Genomic DNA, 7,023 nt, shown 5'->3' on the forward strand with positions numbered 1-7,023 from the left:
GGTCGGCAGCAGCCCGCCGAGGGCGAGACCGGCCAGGAAGCGCAGCCCGATGAGGATCTCGAGGTTCGGCGACGCGGCCACGAACAGGGTCATCAGCGACGCCCACGCCAGACAGCCGATCAGCGTCAGGCGGCGCCCGTACCGATCGGTGACCGGGCCGATCGCGAGGGCCCCGAACCCGACGCCGCACAGGCCGACGGTGGCGCGCAGCTCGACGCAAAGGAAGACCCCCTGACCCGCGTCTCCGCTGGTCAGGGGTCTTCGTCGTGCTGTGGCAGGTGCAGGGTCATCGCCGACGGCCCGCCTTGCCCCGCCCGGAATTCGACGACAGCTTCTCGCTATCCATGGCCACCCCGCGGTATGATCCACCCCATGGGTCGCTCGATGACCGCCTCTGCTCGACGGCTCCCCCGGCGAGACTGACGCGTCGGAGGCGAATAGTTGTGACTGAGACTGTTGGCACGACCCTGAGGCGAATTGCCGCCTCAGCTGATCCGATGCCCTGCCGTGCGCTGGCGTCGCTCGTGGCCTTGCGGTCTGCTGTTCCTTTCGATGCCGCGTGGCTCGCATCCGCAGATCCGCGCAACAGCAGCTACGTGACGCTGGCCAGCCTGGATCTGGACGAAGACATCGACGGCTTCTTCAGTGGACCCGCCATGACGCACGACCTGGCCGTCGCCGGCAGCGACGGGGATCACCTGGCAGTCAGCCGGTCGGACCCTTCCTCCCCCTCGTCAGACCACCCGCCGGCGTGGTCCGCTTGGCTGGCTCCGGCCGGCATGCACGGGTCGCTGTCCGTGGCGCTGGTCTCCCGGGGTGGCCGTCTCGTCGGCTTCCTGATCCTCCTGTCCAAGAGCAAGCTTCCATCGTCTCGGGCGACGCGCCACCGCCTCGCCGCACTCGCGCCGGCGCTGGCCCTGGCCATCGACCCGATGCCCAGCCTCCTCGCCATCGCACGGGTGGTGCGCGGGGTGACGGCCGCGACGGTGCTCCGCGCTGACGGGCTGACGGAGGCGCTGCCCGGACTGGACGGAGACCTGCTGCTCGCAGCCGGTTCGCCCGTCAAGGTCATCGCGTGTCGTCGGCTCAGCGACGGATTGCCGTACTCGTCCTTCCTGTGGCCGCTCAGCGGGGTGCTCACCCCCGATGGATACGCGCGGATCACCGTCGTGGCCGCGCCCGAAGACGTACCGCCGGCCCTGATCGGCATGGCGCTGGTGTCGCCGGCGCCGGACTTGCACGGCCTCACGCCCCGTGAGCTGGAGGTGCTCGGGCTGGTGATCGACGGGTGCTCGAACCAGGAGATCGCTGGAACACTGGTTGTCGCACCGCGGACCGTTGCCGCACACATTGAGCACCTGTTCATCAAGCTCGACGTGAGCACCCGGACGGCGGCAGCGGTGCGGGCCGAACGCGAGGGGCTCTACGTACCGGCGGTTGCCGGCTCCGCGGACGACGAGCCGAGCTGTGGCGAGCGCGAGAACTAGCCTCACCTCTACAGCCCCCGCTCTCACACGCTTGGACGGAACACGGCCCGGACGGTTCCGTCCTCCTTGTCCCTGAACATCCGGTACCCCTGCGGCCCGGCGGAGATCGGCATCACGTGGGTGGGGGACCGCGAATGTCGGCCGTGGCTGCCGGCCACGGGAGCTCCCGGTGGGCCGCCCGGCGTGCCAGGAATCGCAGCGGCGAGGTCATGCCCGATCTCCGGCGTTGGCGGATTCCGGGGCCTTGGCGAACTCTTCCACCATGCGTTCGCAGAATGCTGGCAGGTCGTCGGGTGACCGGCTGGTGGTGATGTTGCCGTCGGTGACGACCTGCTCGTCCACGACCTCCGTCCCGGCGTTGCGCAGATCGGTGCGGATGCTGGGCCACGCGGTCAGCCGGCGGCCCCGCACGACGTCGGCCTCGACGAAGCTCCAGGGTCCGTGGCAGATCGAGGCGACCGGCTTTCCCGACTGGACGAAGGCCCGGACGAACTGCACCGCAGAGGGGTCCATGCGCAGCTTGTCGGGGTTGACCGTCCCGCCCGGCAGGAGCAGCGCCTCATAGTCGTCCACGGACACGTCGTCGACCAGTCGGTTGACCGCGAACGTGCCGGCGTCGACGAGGTCGTGGTCACGGGCCTGGATCTCGCCCCGGTCGATGGAGACGACGTCGGTGTGGGCACCTGCGTCCTCCAGCGCGTGCCGTGGCTGCTCCAGCTCGACCCGCTCGACCCCGTCGGTTGCGAGTACGGCGATGCGGCGCCCGTCCAGCAGATGAGCCATGTCAGGACCCCGCTGCCGCCATCGTCGGGTGGAGGACGACTTTCGTCCAACCGTCGTCGCGGTTGTCGAAGTGCTCGTAGGCTTCCGGCGCCTGGCTCAGGGGCAGCTCGTGGCTGACGATGAACGACGGCTCGGCCTTGCCCCCGGCGATCAGGTCGCGCAGCTGCCGGTTGTACTTCTTGACCGGCGCCTGACCGCTACCGAGGTGCTGGCCCTTGAACCAGAACATGCCGTAGTCGAACGCGAGCTTGCCCTGCTTCGCCAGGTCGTCGCTCGCCCCGGGATCCTGAGGCACGAAGACGCCGACGCAGCCGATTGTCCCGGTGAAGCGCACCGAGTCGACCAACCGATTCATCGTCAGGTTGGCCCGCTCCTGGCCATCGGGCTCGTGCGCCTGGTAACCGACGCACTCGCAGCCGTTGTCCGCACCCAGCCCCATCGTCTCCTCCAGCACGGCCTGCACCGGATCGGTCTTCGAGTCGTCGATCGCGATCGCGCCGATGGACTCGGCCAGCCGCAGCCGGTCGGGCTGCCGGTCGACGACCATCACCTTGCTCGCCCCCCGGATGGTCGCCGAGAGGGCGGCCATCAACCCCACCGGGCCGGCGCCGTATATGACCGTCTGGTCACCCGGCTTCACGCCCGCCATCTCGGTGGCGTGGTATCCGGTCGGGAAGATATCCGCGAGCATCACATAGTCGTTCTGGCGCTCCTCTGCATCCTCGCCCAGCCGCAGGCAGTTGAAGTCACCCCAGGGCACGCGCAGGAGCTCGGCTTGCCCGCCGCCGTACGGCCCCATGTCGGCGAAGCCGTATGCAGCGCCGGCCATCTGCGGATCCGGCTGAGCGGTCAGGCAGTAGTTCGTGAGCTGACGCTCGCAGTTCTTGCAGTGCCCGCAGGAGATGTTGAACGGCAGGACGACGTACTCCCCGACCTGGACCTTGTCGACCCCGTCTCCGACCTCGACCACCTGGCCGAGGTTCTCGTGCCCGAACCAGCGACCCGGTTCGAAGTCGGTGCGGCCCTCGTACATGTGGAGGTCCGAACCGCAGATGTTCGCCGACGTGACCCGCACCAGGACGTCGGTCGGCCGCTCGATCCGCGCGTCCGGCACTTCCTTGACGCTGACCTGCCGTGGGCCTTCGTACACGACTGCCTTCATGGGCTGTCTCCTTCGTCGAGTGTTTTTGATGGCCCGAAGTCGGACCGGAATCTCCATTGCACCCAGCACGGCAAGGGGCCGGTATCGGCAGACATGCCGATATTGATCTGATCGATCCGGTCATGCTCATGCTCAGTCATCCGGGTGTGTGGTTGATCCGAGACGGCGGTGAGAATCTCGTCGGCGACGCGCCGCCCCTCCGGCGGATCCCGGACCTCGTCGAGCTGGATGTCGACGGGACGGGCCCAGCTCGACTACCCGCGGCCGCACATTCGTCGGTCGATCTGCCACTGGCAGGTGCGGTGACCGGACTGCTGCCATGGGGGTCGTTTCCATTTCGCTGCGGCGACCACTCATCATCCCCAGGCGGGACCGGGTCACCGCTCGGCGAGGGGTGAGAGCGCCACCGGTCCACACTGCCGGTCGGCACGCCCCTGCACAATCGGCAGTCCGACCAATGGTGGCGACGTGACCGATGAGGTGTCATCTCCCCATGGAGACGATTCATGTCGGTCTCGTAGCGGATCCGGCCGCGCCGACCGCGATTGCACGGGACATGTCCGACCTGAGTTCGCCCGACGGGGGTGCCTCCTGGGACGTCACCGTTGTGAGTGAGCCGTTCTCCACGGGGTCTGAGGACGTCGGGGCAGCTGTGGGCCGATTGCAGGACCAGGCCTGTCAGCGGGGCTGGGACCTGGTGGTCGGGCTGACCGAGCTCCCGCTCCACGACCACAAGGGCAGACACTTGCTGGTCCAGACCGATCCTGAGCAACGGACCGCGGTGCTCTCCTTGCCTGCTCTGGGCGGGATCCGGATGCACTCCCGAGCGCGTCGAGCTGTGCGCGCGCTTCTCAGCGCGATGGCAGAGCCGAGGACAGGAGGAGAAGCGCACCGCGTGGTCCTGCCGCACCTGCGTGGTCGGTGGCGCCTGCTCTTTGGCATGGTGCTCGCCAACCGCCCGTGGCTGCTGATCCCTGGCCTGAAATCCGCGCTCGTGGCGTCGCTCGCGACCGGCGCCGTGGCCACCGTCAACTCGACGGTCTGGCTGCTGGCGGGTTCGCTGTCGTGGTGGCGCCTGGTGGTAGCGACGGTCGCCTCGATCACCCTCGTGGTGGCGTGGCTCGTGATTGACGGCGAGCTGTGGGACCGCCCCGACGACGAGTCTCCGCAGGCACGGGAGAGGTCACGCCTCTACAACACCTCGACCCTGCTGACCCTGACGTCCGGCGTGCTCATGGGTTACTTCGCCCTCTACGTCGTGAACCTGGCCTGGGCGTACTTCATCCTCGACCCCGACCTCATGGGCGGTTATCTCAACAAGACACTCGGTTACCGCGATCTGTTCGTGTTGGCCTGGTTCGTTGCGTCAGCGGCCACGGTCGGCGGTGGTCTCGGCTCCGGTTTGGAGACCGACGAAGCGATCCGCGCTGCCGCCTACTCCAAGCGCGAGGAGGACCGACGCGACCGCCTCGCACACGACCGAGACTCGAGGTAGCGGCGCGAACCTGCTGGCTGCGGCCAGCTGCTCAACTAGCTTTCCTGCGCTGGCGTGCAACGTGCGCGTAGCGTCGCGCCTCTCCCACGGATTCGTGAACGGTGGTCACCATGAAAGGTTTGAGCCTCGGGATTCCCGGAGTCGGACAGGTCAGCTCAGGAACGCATTTCTGTGCGCTCTACTCGGGTCCGGCCGAGCGCGACCGGCTGTTGTTCCCCTTCCTCGACGAGGGGCTGCGTCACGGCGACAAGGTTCGGTGCCTGATCGACGATGCCGAGCCGGCATCGGTCCGCGATCGCGTGGTGGGACATCGTGGCCCAGGGTGCTCTCAGCGGTCGGCGCAGCTCGATGTCGAACGGGTATCGGACGCCTACCTCCGCGCGGGGGACTTCAGCGTCGACCTCATGATCCAGTTCCTCTCCGAGAGCGTGGACGTCGCTGTCGCAACCGACTTCGACCTGCTCAGAGCCGTCGGCGAGATGTCGTGGGTGTTGCCTTGGTCCCCCGGCTGCAACGACCTGTTTCTCTATGAGTCGGCTCTCAACCGCGTCGTCAAGCATGTGCCCGCCATCTTCATGTGCCTCTACGACCTGAAGAAGTTCGGGGCCGACATGCTTGTCGAAGTACTTCGCACCCACCCCAAGGTCCTGCTGGACCGTACGGTGATCGACAACCCCTACTACCTGGACCCGACGGAGTACCTGCCGGCTGCCGGTGTTGACACGGCGACCCGGTACCCCATGGTCAAGGTGGACGCGGACGGTGACGAGGGGGTCGGCGACGGATGGGCGTCGCTGACCCACGCCGAGCTGCGGGTTGCCTCCCAGGTCTCCCGCGGGATAACCAACCGCATGATCGCTGCCGATCTGTGCGTCTCCCGCCACACCGTGGACGCCCACCTCAAGCACATCTACCTCAAGCTTCACATCCATTCGCGAGTCGAGCTGACCGTTCTGGCCTTGGAGCATCGCCTCGCCACCAACTAGTCAGAGGCGGTACCGCGCGCCAAATGCACCCGTTCACGGGATGCAGGTGACATGCGTTCGGAGGAGCGTGAACGAGACACAGTTTCGGGCGCAATGGAGGAGTCATGGGTAGAGCAGTTGGCATCGACCTCGGCACGACGAACTCGGTGATCGCGGCGATGGAGGGTGGCCAGCCGCAGGTCATCCCCAACGCGGAGGGCGATCGGACGACGCCGTCGGTGGTCGCCTTCCTGGAGAATGGCGAGCGACTGGTCGGCCAGATGGCCCGGCGCCAGGCGATCCTGAATCCGAAGGGGACGATCTCCTCCGCGAAGCGGTTCATCGGCTGCAAGTACGACGAGGTCAGCAGCGAGCTGACCACCGTCTCGTTCGACGTGGTCGCCGGCCCCGCAGGCGCGGCGCGATTCCAGGTCAACGGCAAGTCTTACGCACCTGAGGAGATATCCGCACAGGTGCTGCGGAAGCTGGTCGATGACGCCGCGAAGTTCCTCGGCGAACGAGTCACCGAGGCGGTCATCACCGTGCCGGCGCACTTCAACGACGCGCAGCGGCAGGCCACCAAGGACGCCGGGAAGATCGCCGGGCTCGAAGTCCTCCGGATCATCAACGAGCCGACGGCTGCAGCCTTGGCCTACGGGATGGACAAGCTCGAGAACGAGACCGTGCTGGTCTTCGACCTCGGTGGCGGCACGTTCGATGTGAGCATCCTGACCGTCGGAGACGGCGTCGTCGAGGTCCGGTCCACGGCCGGGAACACGCACCTGGGCGGTGATGACTTCGACCGACGCATCGTCGACTACCTGGCCGACGAGTTCAAGAAGTCCAACGGCATAGACCTCCGCGACGACTCCCAGGCCCTGCAGCGTCTGTTCGAGGCTGCCGAGAAGGCGAAGATCGAGCTGTCGGCTGTGACCCAGACGGCCGTCAACCGTCCCTTTGTCACCGCTGACGCCTCCGGTCCCAAGCACCTCAACGTCAACCTGATGAGGTCGACGTTCGAACAGCTCACTGCCGACCTCGTCGAGCAGTGCCTCGGCCCGGTCAAGCAGGCCATGGAGGATGCGAAGGTGACCGCCGACGACATCGACGAGGTCATCCTCGTGGGCGGCT

Annotated in this window: 7 protein-coding genes; 4 read left to right on the forward strand and 3 right to left on the reverse strand. The window is 67.2% G+C overall.

Annotation, left to right across the window (positions count from 1 at the left end; genetic code table 11):
* Window positions 1-369, reverse strand: a 369-nt coding sequence (locus tag JWQ91_RS07180) for an MFS transporter (RefSeq protein ID WP_297782178.1), incomplete at its 3' end; no start/stop codon positions are given.
* A 74-nt stretch (window positions 370-443) separates the two neighbouring features.
* Between JWQ91_RS07180 and JWQ91_RS07185 the strand changes: the two genes are divergently transcribed.
* Entirely contained in the window at window positions 444-1,487 is a 1,044-nt protein-coding gene (locus tag JWQ91_RS07185; protein WP_297782179.1) for a helix-turn-helix transcriptional regulator, read from the forward strand.
* A gap of 207 nt (window positions 1,488-1,694) precedes the next feature.
* Here the strand turns inward: JWQ91_RS07185 and JWQ91_RS07190 are convergent, their stop codons facing one another.
* Both JWQ91_RS07190 and JWQ91_RS07195 read right to left on the reverse strand, forming a co-directional pair.
* Window positions 1,695-2,270 carry a type 1 glutamine amidotransferase domain-containing protein gene (locus JWQ91_RS07190; RefSeq protein ID WP_297782180.1) on the reverse strand — a complete coding sequence of 192 codons (576 nt, stop codon included), beginning with the start codon at window positions 2,268-2,270 and terminating at the stop codon, window positions 1,695-1,697.
* A gap of 1 nt (window position 2,271) precedes the next feature.
* Complete coding sequence (locus JWQ91_RS07195; RefSeq protein WP_297782181.1) at window positions 2,272-3,489, reverse strand: glutathione-independent formaldehyde dehydrogenase; 1,218 nt, start codon at window positions 3,487-3,489, stop codon at window positions 2,272-2,274.
* Window positions 3,490-3,925: 436 nt separating this feature from the next.
* Between JWQ91_RS07195 and JWQ91_RS07200 the strand changes: the two genes are divergently transcribed.
* The 3 genes from JWQ91_RS07200 to JWQ91_RS07210 form a co-directional block, all read left to right on the forward strand.
* Entirely contained in the window at window positions 3,926-4,927 is a 1,002-nt protein-coding gene (locus tag JWQ91_RS07200) for a hypothetical protein (RefSeq protein ID WP_297782182.1), read from the forward strand.
* 110 nt (window positions 4,928-5,037) lie between these two features.
* Complete coding sequence (locus JWQ91_RS07205) at window positions 5,038-5,913, forward strand: MEDS domain-containing protein (protein WP_297782183.1); 876 nt, start codon at window positions 5,038-5,040, stop codon at window positions 5,911-5,913.
* 104 nt (window positions 5,914-6,017) lie between these two features.
* Window positions 6,018-7,023, forward strand: a 1,006-nt coding sequence (locus tag JWQ91_RS07210; protein ID WP_297782184.1) for an Hsp70 family protein, incomplete at its 3' end; no start/stop codon positions are given.

The organism is Aeromicrobium sp., assembly GCF_025965075.1.
GTDB lineage: Bacteria > Actinomycetota > Actinomycetes > Propionibacteriales > Nocardioidaceae > Aeromicrobium.